This window comes from Williamsia sp. DF01-3 (genome assembly GCF_023051145.1).
GTDB lineage: Bacteria > Actinomycetota > Actinomycetes > Mycobacteriales > Mycobacteriaceae > Williamsia.
In genome coordinates, this window is record NZ_JALKFS010000005.1 from 81,079 (window position 1) to 97,941 (window position 16,863).

The window sequence follows — 16,863 nt, forward strand, 5'->3', positions numbered from 1 at the left end:
CTGTGCTCGAGCTGTACCGGCGGACCGCCGGCGAGCTCAGTCCCGATCAGCACGAGGCCGCGACCACTGCAGCCGCCGCTGCCGGGTACACGGTGACCCGCAATTGGCACGATTACCTCGCCACCCAGGGCGACTACGACGATCGGGTTGCCACGGCTGCAGCCGACATGAGTCATGCACAAGACCACACGACGGACAGGTTCTCCCGGTCAGACGTCTACCTCGCATCCGGCATGGTGGCCGCCCAACTGGCTGTGTCCGCCGATGAGGGGCTAGCCAGGTTGCGCGCGTTCTCGTTCCGCCACGATCGCCCACTCAAGGACGTCGCCGACGATGTGGTCGCCCGACGGATGAACCTGCGCACCCTCGACCTGGAAGACCACTGAGCACGCGCTCAGGAGTTGAGTTCGATCAGGCCGACCACCCCGAGCACTCCGCCCAGCAGCCCCGACATCGAGAGCAACATCGTCAGGTCGCTGCCTGTGATCGAGATGCGCGGAGTCTCGCGGCGCGCGTCGTTGCGGGTCGCGCGCGTGACAGAAGGCCGCGTCGGCAGGTGGCCCCCGGCAGTGGGGTCCCACAGCACCCCGGTCATCTCGCGAGGCACCGTCTGCCGCGCGTCACGACGGACCACCACTGGCCGGACCCGGGAATGGCGACTCGGCCGCTCTAGAAAAGTCACCCTGTACATTCTGCCGCTTATCGCAAACTTGCGTCGCCTATCGCGGAATGTTCATCTGTTCGACTCATGAGCCTCACCCAGAGGCGGGCGTGTCGGCGCGACAGCCTCACCGACGACCGTCACGCCCCGATGATCGACAGCACATTCCCTGACGGATCCCGAAACCATGCGATATCCGGCCCCTGGTCGCTTCGAGATCCACGAAAGACCCCATGCTCGTCTTGGTCGAAGTCGTCGTAGCGCGCGAACTCGACCCCTCGTTCGGTCAGCGCGGTGACCGCAGCGTCGATGTCGGGGACCTCGAAGTTGAGAATGGTGAACGCAGCCGGTTCGTGGTCGGGCTTGGGATACACCAGCACGTTGGTGCTGCCGGTCAGGTGCAGGTTGAGCAACCCCATCGGACCGTCCTCGACATCGAGGCCGAGTGTCTCGGCGTAGAAACTCCGGGCCTCCTCGATGTCCTTGACCGCGAACCCACTGAACGCGTTGTTGATGTCGAGCATGTCGATCCTCCTTCGCCGACGGTCACCGCCGATGGTCATCGCCTTGCCAATACCGACCACCGGTGTGCCCTCAACTCATCGGTCGATCCCGGCGTTCTTCGGCGGCAGATCATGTTCGACGGCGGGTGGCGCGAACGTCACCGCATCCCCGCCACCCTTCTTCGACTGGTACATCGCGGCGTCAGCCGACGGCGCGAGTGCACTCAGCAGAGCGATGGTCGGTCGAAGACGTCCGGACTTGGTCATGCAGTGCGCCGCCACGGCAACCCCGACGCTCACCGTGATCGGGTAGGCATCATGCGGGTTGCGCAGCACGATCCGGAGCCGTTCGGCCAGGTCGACCAGCTGCTCGGGCGAGCCCGTGACAGCAACCGCGAACTCCTCGCCACCCACCCTTGCCACCAGCGCCGCCGGACCCGCCGTCGCGGAAAGTCTGGAGGCGGCGAGTTCGAGGACGGTGTCTCCCGCCTGGTGCCCGTGCTGATCGTTCACAGTCTTGAACTCGTCGATGTCCAGCATCAGCACGGCCAGCAAGGTCCGAGGACCGTCGAAGCGCAGCTGGGGGAAGTCCACTTCCAGGCCGCGACGATTGCGGAGCTGCGTCAGGTGATCGCGAAACGCATCGCTGGCGTCGTGGCCGAGGTTCAGCAGGCCGGACTGCATCATGATCGGCGCCGACAACAGAACCGACAGCAAGACGGCAAGCAGAGCGGATGCGATGAACAGATCCTGCCCGGGCGTGACCAGCACCTTGAGGTACAACGCGACCGTGGTCGACGTCGCGAACACCAGGTGCGCGGCCAGCCATCGTGGGCTGTGGAATGCGCTGATATGGGCGGCGGTCACCGCGAACAACACGCAGCCGGTCATCGCGATGAACGGGTCGGCGAACGTGAACAGCACCACCGCAACACCCACGTCGGAGTAGACCAGGAACAGCTGCGCACCTCGTCTGGACGGCCACGGGCCCCGGAGCCAAGCCAGGCCGACGACCATGCTGCTGACCGCAGCAACCGAGACCGCACCTTGGGCAGCGATGGTCTCGCGTGGACCGGCCGGCGACCCCAGCGACAGCAGCGCGGCCACCCCGTAGAAGAACGACCACATCCCGACGGCCTGGCGATTGATGACCAGGGATCCGCGTGAGCGGTGGTAATTCAGCGTCCACTGGTAATCGAACGGTTGCCGCCACCACCTCCGGATGAAGTGCATGCGGTCTCTCCAAGAAGTTAGTGGGCGGTACGAACCAATAGGTGAACGGGCCGCGTAAATGTCACTCTGTCGATTCGGCATCGAAGCGCCGCGGGATTGCTCGGTGAGATGCAGGCCACATCAAAACGGGCGGCGTCGGTTCGGGCGTCCAGCATGTGGGAACTGATGGAATGGCTGCTCGGACGGGCGTAGTTGTAGGAACCATGACTGATCTCGCAAGCAAGGCAACCACTCTGCTCGAACTCCACCAGCCAGGAAATCCAGTGATCCTCCCAACGGTGTGGGATGCGTGGTCGGCGAATCTCGCCGTGTCCGCCGGTTTCACGGCCCTGACCGTGGGCAGTCACCCGGTATCGGATTCGATCGGCAAGGCCGACAACGAGGGCATCACCTTCGACGAGTTGATCACCCGCATCAAGCAGATCACCGAGGCTGTGGATGTACCGATCTCGGTCGACATCGAGTCCGGCTACGGCGAAGACCCCAAGCGCCTGATCGATGGCCTGCTCAGCGTCGGCGCCGTCGGTCTCAACATCGAGGACACAGTGCACAGCGAAGGTGGCCGTCTGCGTGAGGCACAGGAGCATGCCGACTTCGTCGGAGCACTGCGTGCAGCATCGGACGCCACCGACACGCACGTGGTGATCAACGCCCGCACCGACCTGTTCGTCAAACAGGTCGGCGATGAGAACGACCGCGTCGACCGCGCCATCGACCGATTGAAACTGGCGGCCGCCGCCGGTGCCGACGTGCTCTACCCCGTCGGCTTCCACTCCGACGACGTCCACAAGCGCCTCACCGCCGAGCTTCCTCTCCCGGTCAACGCGATCGGTCACCCCGCCAACGACGACAAGGCGGCCCTGGCCGCGCTCGGCGTCGCCCGGGTCAGCTTCGGTCCGATCCTGCAGATGGTCTTGGCCGAACGCGCAGGCGAGGTACTCGCACGCTGGAAGTGATCGGCGGCCCGCTCGGCGTCGCCTGTCGCACCGGCGTGCCACCATGTTGACGTGGTTGCGACAGCGGCGGCGCACGCTTTGTGGCGCTCAGGGGTGGGGTTGTCGCTGTGGTTCACCGACGCAGACGGCCAACCGTGCACCGGTTACGTGCCCGACGGGCTACCGGAGCCGATCGCCACAGCAGTGTCGGGACGGTCACTGCGGCGCACCATCACCGTTGCCGGCCCCGGGCCCACCCGTCGCGACGTCTCATCGCTGACGTTGGGCCCGGCGGCCTCTTGCGACCTGCTGCGGTCGGTCAACGATGACCCTGCCGTCGGTGGCGAATTACGTTATTACCGTTTCCTTTTGGAATCCACCGAGCGTTTCGTCAGCGCCGGGGCCGTCGCTCCGGCGGTGAATCGGGTCGCCGGCGAGTGGGCAGTACGCTGGGCTCCGCTCACCACGGCGGGCTGGCGGGCGTGGCTCTCCACGGCCATCGCGTCCGCGCCACCGGTGATCCTGGAGAACGGCGATTCCACCGCCATCATGGACTTCTGCGGCGAGATGACCGACCACCTCTGCCGCATCCGCTGCTCCGACATCGCCCCCAATTCAGTGCGGTCCAGCCTGGTCCGAGGCCTGCTGCCGGACACCGACTCACCGGAGATGTCGGCGGAACGGGCCGCGTCCGCCGCGGCTGCGTGGGCCAATTGGGCCGACGGCCTCCGGCAGGGCGAGTCCGCGCTGGTACTGCGGCTGTGCGAGCCCGAGGAAGACGACAACGACGACTCTGACCTGGTGACCCGGTGGCGCCTGCAGGTGTGCCGGCGAACCATGGACCGCCCGGATCAACCCGTGGAGCTTCGTCGGCTGGATCCGCATCAGATCGATGAGATCACCACCGAAGTCGCCGGAGCCGTTCGCGCTTTTCCCGACCTCAAGGCCGCCCACCACGACCACCATTCCCTGGATTTCCTGCTCTCCACCGACACGGTGCTGGCTCTGCTCGACACCGGAGTCGCCGCGTTGGCGGACGCCGGGTTCGAGGTACTGCTCCCCCGGTCCATCGCCCATGTGAGGCCGACCCTGACGCTGCGGGGCAAGCCCGAAGGTGGGCCGCGTTCTCGCGCTGTCATGGTGGGGCTCGGCGAGATCCGGGACTTCCAATGGCAATTGGCCTTGGGCGACGACATTCTCGACGCGTCCGAACTCGAGGCACTGGCGCGCCAGAAAGGTGATCTGGTCAGGATCCGCGGCAAGTGGGTGCGCGCCGACAACGCGGCCTTGTCGAGGTCGGCAGCGTTCATCCAGACTCAGCAGGCATTAGCCGAGTCAGGTCAGCCGGCCGACATGGGTGAGCTCTTCAACCTCGTCACCGACGGAGACGACCGGCTGCCGCTACCGGTCGGGCGGGTGGAAGGTCTGTCATGGCTCGACGACATCAAGCGCGGTGGGCAACTGGCCCCACCGCGTCTCGAGGCTCCCGCATCGTTGCGTGCCGAACTCAGGCCCTACCAACACCGTGGGATGGAGTGGCTGAGGCATCTGAGTTCGCTCGGCATCGGCGCGGTGCTCGCCGACGACATGGGCCTGGGTAAGACCATCCAGGTACTCGCGCTGATCTGCGGCGAGAGAGCACCAGATGATGCCGGTTCGCGCACAACGCTTTTGGTGTGCCCGATGTCGGTGGTGGGTAACTGGGAACGAGAGATCACCAAGTTCGCACCCCACCTCACAGTGCTGGTCCATCACGGCCCAGGACGTCTGACCCAGGGGCACTTCGAACCAGCGGCGGCAAAGGTGGATGTTGTCATCACGACGTTTGCGATCGCTTCGCGCGACCGGGCGCTGCTGGGTGCGGTGAAGTGGGACCGCCTCGTGGTGGACGAAGCCCAGCACATCAAGAACGTGAACACCGCCCAGTCCAAAGCGGTGCGGGCGATGTCGGCCCGGCACCGTGTCGCCCTCACGGGCACCCCGGTGGAGAACCGGCTCGAGGATCTTCGTTCGGTCATCGACCTGGTCAACCCCGGACTGCTGGGAACCGCGTCGGTGTTCAAGAACCGCTACGCCGAACCCATTGAGCGTGAACGTGATCGGGATGCGGTACGCAGGCTGTCGGCGGTCACCTCGCCGTTCATCTTGCGGCGGGTCAAAACCGATCCCAGCGTGATCTCCGATCTACCGGAGAAGACCGAGCTGACCGTTCGGGCGAACCTCACCGTCGAGCAGGCCGGGCTCTACCGCGCCGTCATCGACGACCTGATGGATGCGCTCGGAAAGGGCGAGAGCCGACAGCCCGGTAGTGAGCGACGCCGAACAGTGTTCGCAGCCCTGACACGGCTCAAACAGATCTGCAACCATCCCGCGCACTACCTCGGCGACGGCTCCCCCATCCTTCGCCGGAACGAACACCGCTCGGGCAAGGTCGAATTGCTGGCGGACATGCTCGACAACATCGTCGCCGACGGCGAGCGGGCCCTGGTCTTCACCCAGTTCACCGCATTCGGCACCATGCTCGAACCATGGTTGTCCGACCGACTGGGCCATCCCCTGTCGTTCCTGTACGGGGGCCTCAGCCGCCCGGCGCGTGACAAACTGGTCGCCGAGTTCGGCGAGGCGGACGGGCCACCTGTGATGATCGCGTCGCTCAAGGCCGGGGGCACCGGTCTCAATCTCACCGCCGCCAATCATGTTGTGCACTTTGATCGTTGGTGGAATCCCGCTGTCGAGAACCAAGCCACCGACCGCGTGTACCGAATCGGCCAGGAGCGCCGTGTGGAGGTACGCAAGTTCGTCTGCGTCGGAACCCTGGAGGAGCGCATCGACCAGCTCATCTCCGACAAACGTGAGCTGTCGGAGCTGACCGTGGCCACCGGCGAGAACTGGCTCGCCAACACCGGCGACGATGAGCTCTATGAGCTGATGCGTTTGCACGACGAGGCGGTGAGCGAATGAGCCGCAAGAAAAAGGCACCTGAACGCGGTTACGGCCTCACGCCGTGGTCCAAGGCCTTCCTCCTGGTCGTCGAGCCGTCTGCCGAACAGCGAAAGATCGTGAAGGCGCGCAGCTACTTTCGGGACCGCAACGTCATCGACCTGGTGATGCGGTCGAGCCGGGTCAGCGCCCTGGTCCAGGGTAGCCAGCTCGACCCCTTCGAGGTGGAGATCAACACGCTCGCGGCCGATCCGGCGACTGTCGTCTCCATGCTGCGTCATGAAGGCAAGACGGATGATCTTGTCGCCCTGACGCGCGGCAAGCAACCGCAGTTGCTCGGTTCGCTCGTGATCCCGACGGAGGCGTCGGATCTGCGAGTCGACTGCACGTGCCCCGACGACAGTGACCGCTGTATCCACGTGTTGTCGGTGTGTTTCGAGATCGCGGCGTCGATCGACAAGGAGCCCAGCACCCTGCTCACCGTGATGGGGGTTGAACTCGGCGTCTTGCTGGCCCACCTGCGGGACGCACCATCAGCCGATTCGGCCGAGCCTGACGAAGCCCCTGCACCACCGGTCGATATCGACTTCTACGGCGACGGGCGACAAATGCCCGGACTGCCACATCCACCGCCGATCGACGTGTTGTCCGAGTTGGACACCACTGCCCTCACGGCGGCTCTACGCCGATCGGGTTCTGCGGCGATGGATGTGGCGCAGGCAGTGGACGAGCTGGCTGACCTCTACGCCCGAATCATCCGCTGAGCGACTCTGTGGTGGAGCTCAGTTGAGAACCGACCTGATGACCTCGGAGACCGGGGTCGACTCCCGCCCGATGAGTGCTTGCAGGTCACCACTTGCCGTGTCCAGCTCGCCGCGCGAGATACCGGCGTCCGCGTCGGCAAGCATGGCGGCGACCGGACCCGGCAGGCCGGCCTGCTCCAGTGCGGCGGCGTAGTCGGCCTGCGGGAGGTCCTGGTAGGTCACTTCTGCGCCGGAGATCTCGCTGATGGCCTTGGCGAACTCGGCGTAGGTCAGGCGTTCGCCACCTCCGAGTTCGTAGGTTTTGCCGCCCTGATCGTCGAGCGTCAGAACTGCGGCTGCGGCGGCGGCGAAGTCGCCCCGGGTCGCAGCGGCGAGGCGTCCTTCGCCCGCGGCGCCGTACAGTTTCCCGGACTCGACCGCCTGAGGGATGGCTGCGGCATAGTTCTCCCAGTACCAACCGTTCCGCAGCAGCACGGTGGGCACCGACGACTCGGCAAGGCGAGCCTCGGTGGCCTGGTGCTCAGGGGCGAGGGAGATGCTGCTCCGGTTAGCGTTCAGCAGACTGGTGTACGCGATCAGCTGGACGCCGGATTGTTCGGCCGCATCGATGACGTTGATGTGCTGAGCAACCCGTCGGCCGACCTCCGAGCCCGACACGAGGAGCAGTTTGTCCACTCCCGTCAGCGCCGCCCGTAGCGCCGCCGGATCGTCGTAGTCGGCGGATCGAACTTCGACGCCCTTGTCCTGCAGGGCCGCGGCCTTCGAGGCGTCTCGCACCACTGCCACGATCTCGGTCGATGGCACACCTCGATCGAGAAGGATGTCGATGACAAGTGTTCCCAGTTGGCCGGTGGCACCGGTGACCGCTGTTGGCATTTCAAATCCTCCGTCTCCAAGCGCCGTTCTCAGCGCTACCGTTTCAGTATGCACTTACTTTAAGTAAGCGCAAGCCGATGAGTAACCATCCTGGTCACAGCTGAGTTATCGTGGAGCAATGGCCGACCAGGTGGACAACTCTCTCGAAGCAGACGTCTTCGCGCGCGATTGTTCATCCCGCGAGACGCTCCAGGACGTCACCGGTCGCTGGGGGTTGCTGGTTCTTGCGGCACTCGCCGAGGGCAGTTATCGATTCAACGCGCTCCGTCGGCGAGTCGACGGAGTCAGCGAACGGATGCTGTCGCAGACTCTGCAAAATCTCGAACGCGACGGCATGCTAACCCGCACGGTGCTCGAGGCCATCCCGCCCAAGGTCGAATACGAGCTGACGCCGTTGGGCCGGGAGATCGCCGAACGGCTGCACGGCCTGATCGAACTGGTGCAATCGAACATGGACGTCGTCTATGCCGCCCGCGCCGCCTACGACAACCAGTGACCGTCCCACCGGTCGGGAACTCCTGCGAGATTCACCGATCCCGACTCCCCGCCTGAACTGCCGGTTATCCTCGAAGCGTAGCTAACCAGTTGCGATGGGCAGTGGGAGCAGAATGCAACGAGCGAAGATCGCCGGGGTGATCGCTGCTCTCGTGTTGACCCTGGGGACCGTGTTCGGGACCGGTCCGGTGGCGGCGAGGGATCCATTGCCCGTCGACTACAACTTCTTCGCCGGTATTCCCAGCGAACTCACTCGGCCCGGCGGCTCATTGCCAGGATCCAACGACTGGAACTGCAAGCCGACTCCCGAGCATCCGCGGCCCGTCGTTCTCGTGCACGGTACGGGCGGGGGTGCGCAGACCAACTGGGGCACCTATGCACCGTTGCTGGCGAACAACGGCTACTGCGTCTTCGCGTTGACCTATGGCGCCATCCCGTGGGCGCCGTGGCCGATCAGCGCGCTCGGCGGCTTTGCATCCATCGACAAGAGTGCCGCCGAATTGGCCGCCTTTGTCGACAGGGTGCGCGCATCGACCGGCGCGGCCAAGGTCGACATCGTGGGGCATTCGCAGGGCACGTTGATGCCCACCTACTGGATCAAGTTCCTGGGTGGAGCCGACAAGGTCGACAAGTACATCTCCCTGGCGCCGTTGTGGAACGGCACCAACGTTGCCGCGGCCGGTGAGATCGCAGCCTATGCCAAAGCGCTTGGGATAGACCAGGTTCAGCAGCAGACCATCGGGGCCATCTGCGCGGCGTGCCTGCAGATGACCAAGGGTTCGGACATGCTCAAGAAGCTGCAGCGTGATGGCCTCTATGACCCCGACATCACCTACACCAACATCATGACCCGCTTCGACGAACTCGTTGTTCCGTACACGAGCGGCGAGCTGCGGGCCGAGAACGCCACGAACATCGTTGTGCAAGATGGATGTTCACTGGACTACTCCGAGCACACCGGCATCGCAGGATCTCGCCGTGCGGCGCAGTTCGTCCTGAACGCGCTGGACCCGGCACACCCCCAGGCAGTGGGATGCGAGTTCGTCCCACCCTTCACCGGCTGAGTCTCCGACCCCGGTCGGGTAGGACTTCATCGGTGGTTGACGGGCGGGATGTCGCGCCGGACCAGCCGAACCCGATCGCAGTCGACCACACCGGGGAAGAAGTAGTACCCCTGAGGTGACTCGACCAGAGAATCGGCGTCAACGCCACTCACCTCCCACACGTCAACAGGCCCACCGGTGTTGTTCATTCGAACAAACCAGTCGCACTCGTACTCATTGGCAGCGAGGAAGCACCCTTCTTGCTCCGGCCGATCCGAACCGGCAATTCCACGTGCGGCGCCCATGAGGCGCCAGTCCAACCCGCTTCGAGAGATGGACGCACGATTCTTTGCGGACGTGACGTGAAACCGAGCTGGGCACTGGCGCTCCGACACTTCTGATTGCATCCGGCCATTGTGCTGCTCCGGGAGCCGAAAGCTAAGTCATTTTCCGACGGGCCACGCCTGATCGCGTCTGATTGCGGCCGCACCGGCGCTGCTCCCGGCGATTACTTCTGTGTTCCGGCACGGTCTCACTTCACAAGACCGACAAACCGCCACAACCCCAGGAGCGCATCATGACCGCCATCGCCGACAACCCAGCCACCTCCACCCAGACCACGTCCCCCATCAGCCGGAGGTCTCAGATCGCCGGCCGAGTGGTGACCGGACTCGTCAGCATCTTGCTGCTTGTCGACGCGATCTCGCACCTGGCATTGCCGGAAGAGGTGACGAAGGCGTCGTACGAGCTCGGCTTCACCGACGGCGACATCGTTGCCATGGGCGTGGTGATGCTGGGGTGCCTTGCGTTGTACTTGTACCCGCGGACCGCGATTCTCGGTGCGGTACTTCTGACCGGTTACTTCGGCGGCGCGACCACCTCCCACATGATCGATGAAAAGTCGCTCAGTGCAAGCATTTTCCTGCCTATCGCCGTCGGCATCGCAGTGTGGGCCGGGTTGTGGCTGCGCAGCGCAACGGTTCGTTCGATCATGCCGTTGGTGCGTTGACCACAACGATGGCACCCGACACCTGGACCCGGCGAGATCACCTCGCCGGGTCCACTGGGCTCACCGGACAACCGGTGGGCCGACGTATCGGGCGCTCGGCCGAATGATCTTGCGGTCCTCGGCCTGCTCGAGAATATTGGCGCACCAGCCCACCATCCGGCTCACCGCGAAGGTGGGTGTGAACATCTGTCGGGGCACTCCGCAACTGTCCATGACGACCCCGGCATAGAACTCGACGTTCGCGTAGAGAGGACGATCCGGATAGGCCTCGGCCAATACCGCGACCACATCCTTCTCCACGTCGATGGCGAACTCGGCCAGCGGTCCGCCGAGTCGGGACGCGATGTCGCGCAACAGGTCCGACCTCGGGTCGTTGGTGCGGTATACCGCGTGACCGAAACCCATGATGCGGCTACGCCCCGCCAGCTGGGCTTTGGCCCAGGCGGTCGCATCGCCGGTCTCGGCGATCTCGTCGAGCGCATCGAGTGCCCTATCCGGCGCGCCGCCGTGTAGGGGTCCGGAGAATGCGCCGAGTGCCCCACACACCGCGCTGAAGACATCGGCGCCGGTCGACGCGATCACCCGGGCGGTGAACGTCGATGCATTGAATCCGTGGTCGACGGTGGCGATCAGGTACTGCTCGATCGCTCGTGCGCGCTCCGGCTCGGGTTGCTTGCCGGTCAATCCGTACAGCCAGTTCTCTGCGGTCGAAAGGTCGTCGCGCGGTGGTAGCGGATCCTCACCCGCTCGAATCCTGTGCAAAGCGGCAAGGATGGTCGGCGTCATCGCCGTGGCGGCCAGTGAGTCGGCAATCCTTTGATCCGGACCGGCATCCCACAGCGGTACAACCGATGTGGTTGCCGCGGCCGCCGACAACACGGTGCGTAGTCGCGCGAGCATCTGCCGTTCGTTGCCGGCCAGGGCGATCGTGCGTAACAGCGAGGACAGTTCCGCTGGAATCGTGCGAAGGGCCCGGGTCGTGACGACAAACGCGTCCAGCTCGTCGGGGTCAGGAAGGCGACCGTAGACGAACAAGAACCACACTTCTTCGAACGTCTTCGTCCTGGCCAGGTCGATCGCCGAGTACTGGCGATACTGATAGAAGCCCTCGTCACCACGTACATCACCGATCGCGGTATTCGCGACCACGACGTTGCTCAACCCCGGCGGGGCGACCATCACCGACATGTGAATCTCCGATCCATAAGTGTGGTTGTCTGGCAATCACATTCGACCGACAGTTGCTATGTGTCAATGTTGATCGAATCAATGTGAAGGGACCTCGAGATGGCAGATCGATCGACCGACCACGTGGCCCATCACCGTCGGCGCCGGCCCACACCGCTGCGACACGATGGACGCGACTACCTCACCACCGCGCAAGTCGCCCGGGTGCTCGGCGTCAAAACGCAAACCGTGTACGCCTACGTGAGTAGGGGGCTGTTGACCAGCGCTGCCGTCGACGGGGTCCGGGGCAGCGTGTTCGCCGTCGACGAGGTGGACGCACTGACCCGGCGTTCTGCCGGCCGACCTCCGGCCGGCGTGGTCGAACGTATCCGAACCCAGATCACACTGCTCGACGATGATCACCTCTACTACCGTGGCCAGGACGCTGCCGTGCTCTCCACCTCGGTGGACTTCGAGGCAGTTGCCGCAATGCTGTGGCAGAGCGGACCAGACTGGGGTCGAAACATGCTGCCCCGCAGTGTGATCAAGCAGTTGAGGGCCCTTGGCAACCCCGCCGGTCGCCGTGTCGACATGGTCAGAATGGTCATCGACGTACTCGGATCCCGCGACAACCTCCGCCACCAACTCACCCACGATGTGGTGACCCGCAAGGCCGCCGGCATCTTCGACACGGTGGTCGATTGTCTACCTGTCGCCTCGGGTCAGGACGCGATCGGGCCATCACTCGCGGCGAGGCTGTGGCCGCGGCTCACCTCGATCCCGGCCAATCGCGGCCGTGTCCGCTTGCTGAACGCCGCGCTGGTCTTGCTGGCCGACCACGACCTGACTGCGAGCACGGTCGCGGCGAGGGTGGCCGCGAGCGCCCGCGGCAGCATCTATTCCGTGGTCACCGCGGGACTCGGTGCGCTCGATGGGCCGTTGCACGGAGGTGCCGCCACCAGGGCGTCACGGTTCCTGGCCGATGCCCTGGAGAACCCTTCGAGCGCATTGGCGCTGTGGTCGGGGCCAGACCAGGCCACACCCGGATTCGGCCACGTGGTGTATCGGGACCACGATCCGCGCGCCGAGGCCCTGTTCGCATTGATGGCAACCACCACCGGCGGCAACCGAAAAGTCATCCGAACCATCGAAGAGTTGCGGGGTTTGGCCGGCCAGACCGATGCCGCGTTCCTCAATTCGGATATGGCTCTGGCCGCAATCGCGGTGCGCTTCGACATGGCGCCTGACGCAGCCGAGACGATCTTTGCGATCGCACGAATCGCAGGATGGGTTGCTCACGCCATCGAGGAGTACGAGGAGCCGAGACTGCGGTTCCGGCCGCAGGGTGTCTACGTCGGCGTGCGACCACCTACCCCGTGAGAAAAATGCGTGCCGTCGTCGCTGACGCATCGTTTCGATCTCCGCGCACCGGTTCAAACCCGGGCGCGGTGCACGAGACGGTGCGTGGGCGACCTCCTGCGGGCTTCAGTCCTGTGCGTCGAGGCGGGCCGCCACGTCTTCCGGAAATCCACCGGTGGCAATGGGACTCCAGCGTGACGGGGTGATCCGGATCAGCGACTTACCTTGCAGACGCATCGCCTTGCGGTAGTCGTCCCAGTCGGGGTGCTCACCCGAGATGCTGCGGAAGTAGTCGACAAGCGCATCTTCGGCCTCCGGCATGTCGAGCACCTCGGCGGTCCCATCGATCTGAACCCAGGCACCGTTCCATTCGTCGGACACCACGCACACACTCACCGAGCTGTTGCGGCGGACATTGGCTGTCTTGGCGCGGCCGGGGTATGTCGAGATGACGATGCGGCCTTCCTCGTCGACTCCTCCGGTGACCGGTGACAACTGCGGACTGCCATCGGATCGGACCGTACTGAGCAGCATGTGGTGGCGCGGCCGGACGAAGTCCAGCAGCGCTTCGCGTTCAACGTCTGTGGTGGTCGCAACTGTTCTGGCCATGGGTTGCAGTCTAGTCCTGCAATCCGCTGCGCAGTTCTCGCTTGAGCAGCTTCCCGCTCTGGTTCCGTGGCAGTTCCTCCACGAACACAACGCGTTTCGGCACCTTGAAAGGAGCAATCTGCTTCTTGACATGGGCGATCAGTCCATCGGGCGACACGTCGCCCGCGTCCGGACGCAGCACCACCACCGCGGTGATGGCTTCGATCCACTTCTCATCCGGTGTACCGATCACTGCGACCTCCGCGACACCGGGATGGGTGTACAGCGCATCTTCGACCTCGCGGGACGCGACCAGGATCCCGCCGGTGTTGATGACGTCCTTGATCCGGTCGACCACGGTGATGTAGCCCTGCGCATCGCGGGTGACCAGGTCACCGGAATGGAACCAGCCATCCCGGAAGGCCTCTTCGGTGGCCGCCGGGTTGTCCCAATAGCCCTGGCAGAGTTGCGGAGAGCGATAGAGCACCTCACCGGGGGTGCCGTCGGCAACGTCGTTGCCGTCGGTGTCCACCACTCGCGTCTCGACAAAGAACACAGGTCGGCCACACGATGCCGGCCGATCTGCGTGCTCTTCGGGTTGCAGAACCGTTGCCAGCGGGCCGATTTCGGACTGGCCGAAGCAGTTGTAGAAGGCGATGTCGGGATAGCGTTCGCGTAGCCGATTGAGCACGGTCACCGGCATGATGGAGGCACCGTACTGCGCCTTGCGCAGGGTCGAGAGATCGCGGGTCTCGAGATCGGGATGACCGGCCAGCGGAACCCACACGGTCGGCGCAAGGAACAGCGACCCGATCTTCTCGGCTTCGATGCGCCGCAGGATCTCCGGGATGTCCGGGGTCTCCATGAGGCTGATCGTTGCTCCCACCGATAGGTACGGGAGCATGAACACGTGCATGCCCGCCGAGTGGTAGAGCGGCATGCAGATGAGCGGATTGTCCGACTCGGTGAAGGCGAGCGCCATCACCGAAGACACGTATTCGTGGACCATTGCGCCGTGGGTCATCATCGCGCCCTTGGGTTTCGACGTGGTTCCCGAGGTGTAGAGCAATTGCACGAGGCTGGTCTCGTCGACCGGGTCGTCGATGTCCGGGATTTCTCCCGAACTGCATCGCGCCAGTAGCGAATCCGTATCGTCGCGTAAAGGAATGACGTGCTCGACTCCCAGCGATTCGGCGACAGGCGTGAGGACGGGCTGAAGGGCCGGGTCCACCAGCACCGCACGACTTCCCGACTGGCCGACGAGGTATTCGAGCTCGCCACCCTTCAGCGCATAGTTGACGGGTACATGGACCAATCCGGCGCGGGCACAGGCCAAGAACCCGATGAGGTAGGCGTCGGAGTTGGTGCCGTACGCCGCGACCCGATCACCTCCGCTCAGGCCGATCGACCGGAGGTGTCCCGCGGCCCTGCTGACAGCGGCATCGAGATCGCGATAGGACCACGAGCGATCGGCGAACCGGAGTGCGATCCGATCAGGGAATTGGCCGCGCTCCGCCGGAGGATGCCGTCGACGGTACTGGCACGAAACATTGTGCTCATGGGAACAAACTTTATAGGAAGTCCAAGTATCTCGACCGCATATCTGTCGTGAGAAGCTGGGCGCCATGACCGTCTCATCCACTCTGATCCGCAGTGCGCGATTGGTTCCGGTCGGCCGACCAACCCCCACAGATCTCCCCGTCGACATCCGGATCGACGGCGCAACGGTGACCGAGATCGCTCCCGGGCTTCGCCCGACCGGCGCGGAGACGGTGATCGACGCCGACGGCCGCTGGGCCATCCCCGGACTCTGGGACCAGCACGCTCACCTGACCTGGTGGGCCCAAAGCCGTTCCAAACTGGACGTATCCGGCACATCAGGTCCTGGCGACGTGCTGCGTATCGTCGCCGACCACGTGGCGTCACTGCCCCACCCCTGGCGGTCCGGCGCGATCATCGGCTACGGATTCCGAACGGCCACCTGGCCCGAACAGCCAACCGCTGCCATGCTCGACACCGTCAGCGGATCCCATCCGGTCATCCTGGCCAGCGGCGACGGTCACACCGGCTGGCTGAACACCAAAGCTCTTGCACTTCTGGGGGTTCCGCTTCGCGACGGGCCACTTCTCGAGTCCGAGTGGTTCGACCTGCAACACCATGTCAGTGCCCTGACCGCCGTATCGGAGAACATCGACGACCTGCTGCGCGCGACCATCTCGGACGCAGCGAGCAAAGGTGTTGTCGGTGTCGTCGACTTCGAGATGGCTGCGGGCTACCTGGAGTGGCCGGAGCGATTTGCCCGCGGGATCGACCAGATCCGCATCCGGCCGGTCACGTACCCCGACAGACTCGACGATGTCCTAGCGGCAGGTCTGCGAACGGGCAGCGAACTCGCCGACGGACGAGGGTTGCTGACCATGGGCCCGTTGAAGATCTTCTCGGACGGGTCACTGAACACCCGCACCGCGTTCTGCTGCGAGCCCTATACCGACACCGAACACCACACACTCGGCCACCAGGCGTACCACCAAAAGTCCCTCGTGGAGTTGCTCACCCGTGGACACCGCGGCGGCATGGACATCGCTTTGCACGCCATCGGTGATGCTGCGGTGGATCAGGCACTGAGCGCGTTCGAGGCAACCGGCGCACGCGGCGGCATCGAACACATGCAACTCATCCGCCACGACGACATCCGGCGGATGCGAGCTCTGGGCGTACGGGCGAGTGTCCAGCCGGCCCATCTGATCGACGACCGGGAGGTGGCCCGGCAATGCTGGTCCGACCGCACCGACCGTTGTTTCGCCCTTCGTTCGATGCTGCGGGGCGGTGTCACACTCGCGCTCGGCTCCGATGCACCGGTTGCCCCGCTCGATCCGAGAATCGCGATGGCAGCAGCCGTCGATCGGGGCGCCGACGCGACAACCGAGCCATGGAACGCCGATGAGGCGCTCACCCCGGCGCAAGCCCTCTCGGCCAGTACTGACGGGCAGACCACGGTGGCAGTGGGCAGTCGGGGCGATGTGGTGCTGCTCGACGACAATCCGATCGCATCAGGTACGTCGACAGAGATGGGCGCTCGTCTGCGCGCACTCGGAGTCGCCGCCACCATCGTCCGCGGCCGCCCCGTTCACCTGGCCCTGTAACGGCGAACGCGCCAGCACGACTTGGGGCAAACCTCTCGTTACGGTAGGTTTGCGGGCGTTCCGACCACGTCTGCCGGCCACCACACCCGACTGCCCACATCAGCTCGAAAGGACGCGCGTGCCCAGCACGAACTCCGTCACCCATTC

The 16,863-nt window shown here is 64.7% G+C and carries 16 protein-coding genes and 1 pseudogene; 9 read left to right on the forward strand and 8 right to left on the reverse strand.

The window, feature by feature from the left end:
• The first annotated feature begins 2 nt into the window (after positions 1-2).
• Complete coding sequence (locus MVA47_RS02185) at positions 3-386, forward strand: ANTAR domain-containing protein (RefSeq protein ID WP_247206480.1); 384 nt, start codon at positions 3-5, stop codon at positions 384-386.
• Between the two features lie 8 nt (positions 387-394).
• Here the strand turns inward: MVA47_RS02185 and MVA47_RS02190 are convergent, their stop codons facing one another.
• From MVA47_RS02190 to MVA47_RS02200, 3 genes are all read right to left on the reverse strand, one after another.
• On the reverse strand, positions 395-682 hold the full coding sequence (locus tag MVA47_RS02190) for a hypothetical protein (RefSeq protein WP_247206481.1): 288 nt from the start codon (positions 680-682) through the stop codon (positions 395-397).
• Positions 683-801: 119 nt separating this feature from the next.
• Positions 802-1,185 carry a VOC family protein gene (locus MVA47_RS02195; protein ID WP_247206482.1) on the reverse strand — a complete coding sequence of 128 codons (384 nt, stop codon included), beginning with the start codon at positions 1,183-1,185 and terminating at the stop codon, positions 802-804.
• A 75-nt stretch (positions 1,186-1,260) separates the two neighbouring features.
• Entirely contained in the window at positions 1,261-2,397 is a 1,137-nt protein-coding gene (locus tag MVA47_RS02200) for a GGDEF domain-containing protein (RefSeq protein WP_247206483.1), read from the reverse strand.
• Positions 2,398-2,600: 203 nt separating this feature from the next.
• Here MVA47_RS02200 and MVA47_RS02205 point away from each other — a divergent pair, with 203 nt between their 5' ends.
• The 3 genes from MVA47_RS02205 to MVA47_RS02215 are packed head-to-tail and all read left to right on the forward strand — an operon-like array spanning position 2,601 to position 7,036.
• The gene (locus MVA47_RS02205; RefSeq protein WP_030165905.1) at positions 2,601-3,353 is read left to right on the forward strand and encodes an isocitrate lyase/phosphoenolpyruvate mutase family protein; all 753 of its coding nucleotides are present in this window, start codon (positions 2,601-2,603) and stop codon (positions 3,351-3,353) included.
• Between the two features lie 51 nt (positions 3,354-3,404).
• On the forward strand, positions 3,405-6,293 hold the full coding sequence (locus tag MVA47_RS02210; RefSeq protein WP_247206484.1) for a DEAD/DEAH box helicase: 2,889 nt from the start codon (positions 3,405-3,407) through the stop codon (positions 6,291-6,293).
• On the forward strand, positions 6,290-7,036 hold the full coding sequence (locus tag MVA47_RS02215) for an SWIM zinc finger family protein (protein WP_247206485.1): 747 nt from the start codon (positions 6,290-6,292) through the stop codon (positions 7,034-7,036). The genes MVA47_RS02210 and MVA47_RS02215 overlap by 4 nt, the downstream gene beginning before the upstream one ends.
• Before the next feature lie 18 nt (positions 7,037-7,054).
• Here MVA47_RS02215 and MVA47_RS02220 read toward each other — a convergent pair whose 3' ends face one another.
• Positions 7,055-7,912, reverse strand: coding sequence for an SDR family oxidoreductase (locus MVA47_RS02220; RefSeq protein ID WP_247206486.1), 858 nt, complete (start codon positions 7,910-7,912; stop codon positions 7,055-7,057).
• Positions 7,913-8,030: 118 nt separating this feature from the next.
• Here MVA47_RS02220 and MVA47_RS02225 point away from each other — a divergent pair, with 118 nt between their 5' ends.
• Entirely contained in the window at positions 8,031-8,408 is a 378-nt protein-coding gene (locus MVA47_RS02225) for a helix-turn-helix domain-containing protein (RefSeq protein ID WP_099382587.1), read from the forward strand.
• 112 nt (positions 8,409-8,520) lie between these two features.
• Entirely contained in the window at positions 8,521-9,471 is a 951-nt protein-coding gene (locus tag MVA47_RS02230) for a triacylglycerol lipase (RefSeq protein WP_247206487.1), read from the forward strand.
• Positions 9,472-9,497: 26 nt separating this feature from the next.
• On the opposite strand, the gene MVA47_RS02235 is transcribed toward MVA47_RS02230, so the two are convergent.
• Positions 9,498-9,755, reverse strand: coding sequence for a hypothetical protein (locus tag MVA47_RS02235; RefSeq protein WP_247206488.1), 258 nt, complete (start codon positions 9,753-9,755; stop codon positions 9,498-9,500).
• A 272-nt stretch (positions 9,756-10,027) separates the two neighbouring features.
• Between MVA47_RS02235 and MVA47_RS02240 the strand changes: the two genes are divergently transcribed.
• Entirely contained in the window at positions 10,028-10,459 is a 432-nt protein-coding gene (locus tag MVA47_RS02240; protein ID WP_247206489.1) for a DoxX family protein, read from the forward strand.
• A 60-nt stretch (positions 10,460-10,519) separates the two neighbouring features.
• On the opposite strand, the gene MVA47_RS02245 is transcribed toward MVA47_RS02240, so the two are convergent.
• Positions 10,520-11,647 carry a citrate/2-methylcitrate synthase gene (locus tag MVA47_RS02245; protein ID WP_247206490.1) on the reverse strand — a complete coding sequence of 376 codons (1,128 nt, stop codon included), beginning with the start codon at positions 11,645-11,647 and terminating at the stop codon, positions 10,520-10,522.
• A gap of 99 nt (positions 11,648-11,746) precedes the next feature.
• Here MVA47_RS02245 and MVA47_RS02250 point away from each other — a divergent pair, with 99 nt between their 5' ends.
• Positions 11,747-13,006, forward strand: coding sequence for a citrate synthase (locus tag MVA47_RS02250; RefSeq protein ID WP_247206491.1), 1,260 nt, complete (start codon positions 11,747-11,749; stop codon positions 13,004-13,006).
• Positions 13,007-13,111: 105 nt separating this feature from the next.
• Here MVA47_RS02250 and MVA47_RS02255 read toward each other — a convergent pair whose 3' ends face one another.
• Positions 13,112-13,594, reverse strand: coding sequence for a PPOX class F420-dependent oxidoreductase (locus MVA47_RS02255; RefSeq protein ID WP_247206492.1), 483 nt, complete (start codon positions 13,592-13,594; stop codon positions 13,112-13,114).
• A 10-nt stretch (positions 13,595-13,604) separates the two neighbouring features.
• Positions 13,605-15,133, reverse strand: a pseudogene (locus MVA47_RS02260) (acyl-CoA synthetase).
• A 65-nt stretch (positions 15,134-15,198) separates the two neighbouring features.
• Here MVA47_RS02260 and MVA47_RS02265 point away from each other — a divergent pair.
• A complete protein-coding gene (locus MVA47_RS02265) occupies positions 15,199-16,716 on the forward strand; it encodes an amidohydrolase (RefSeq protein WP_247206493.1) in 1,518 nt (505 codons plus the stop codon).
• Positions 16,717-16,863: the final 147 nt, after the last annotated feature.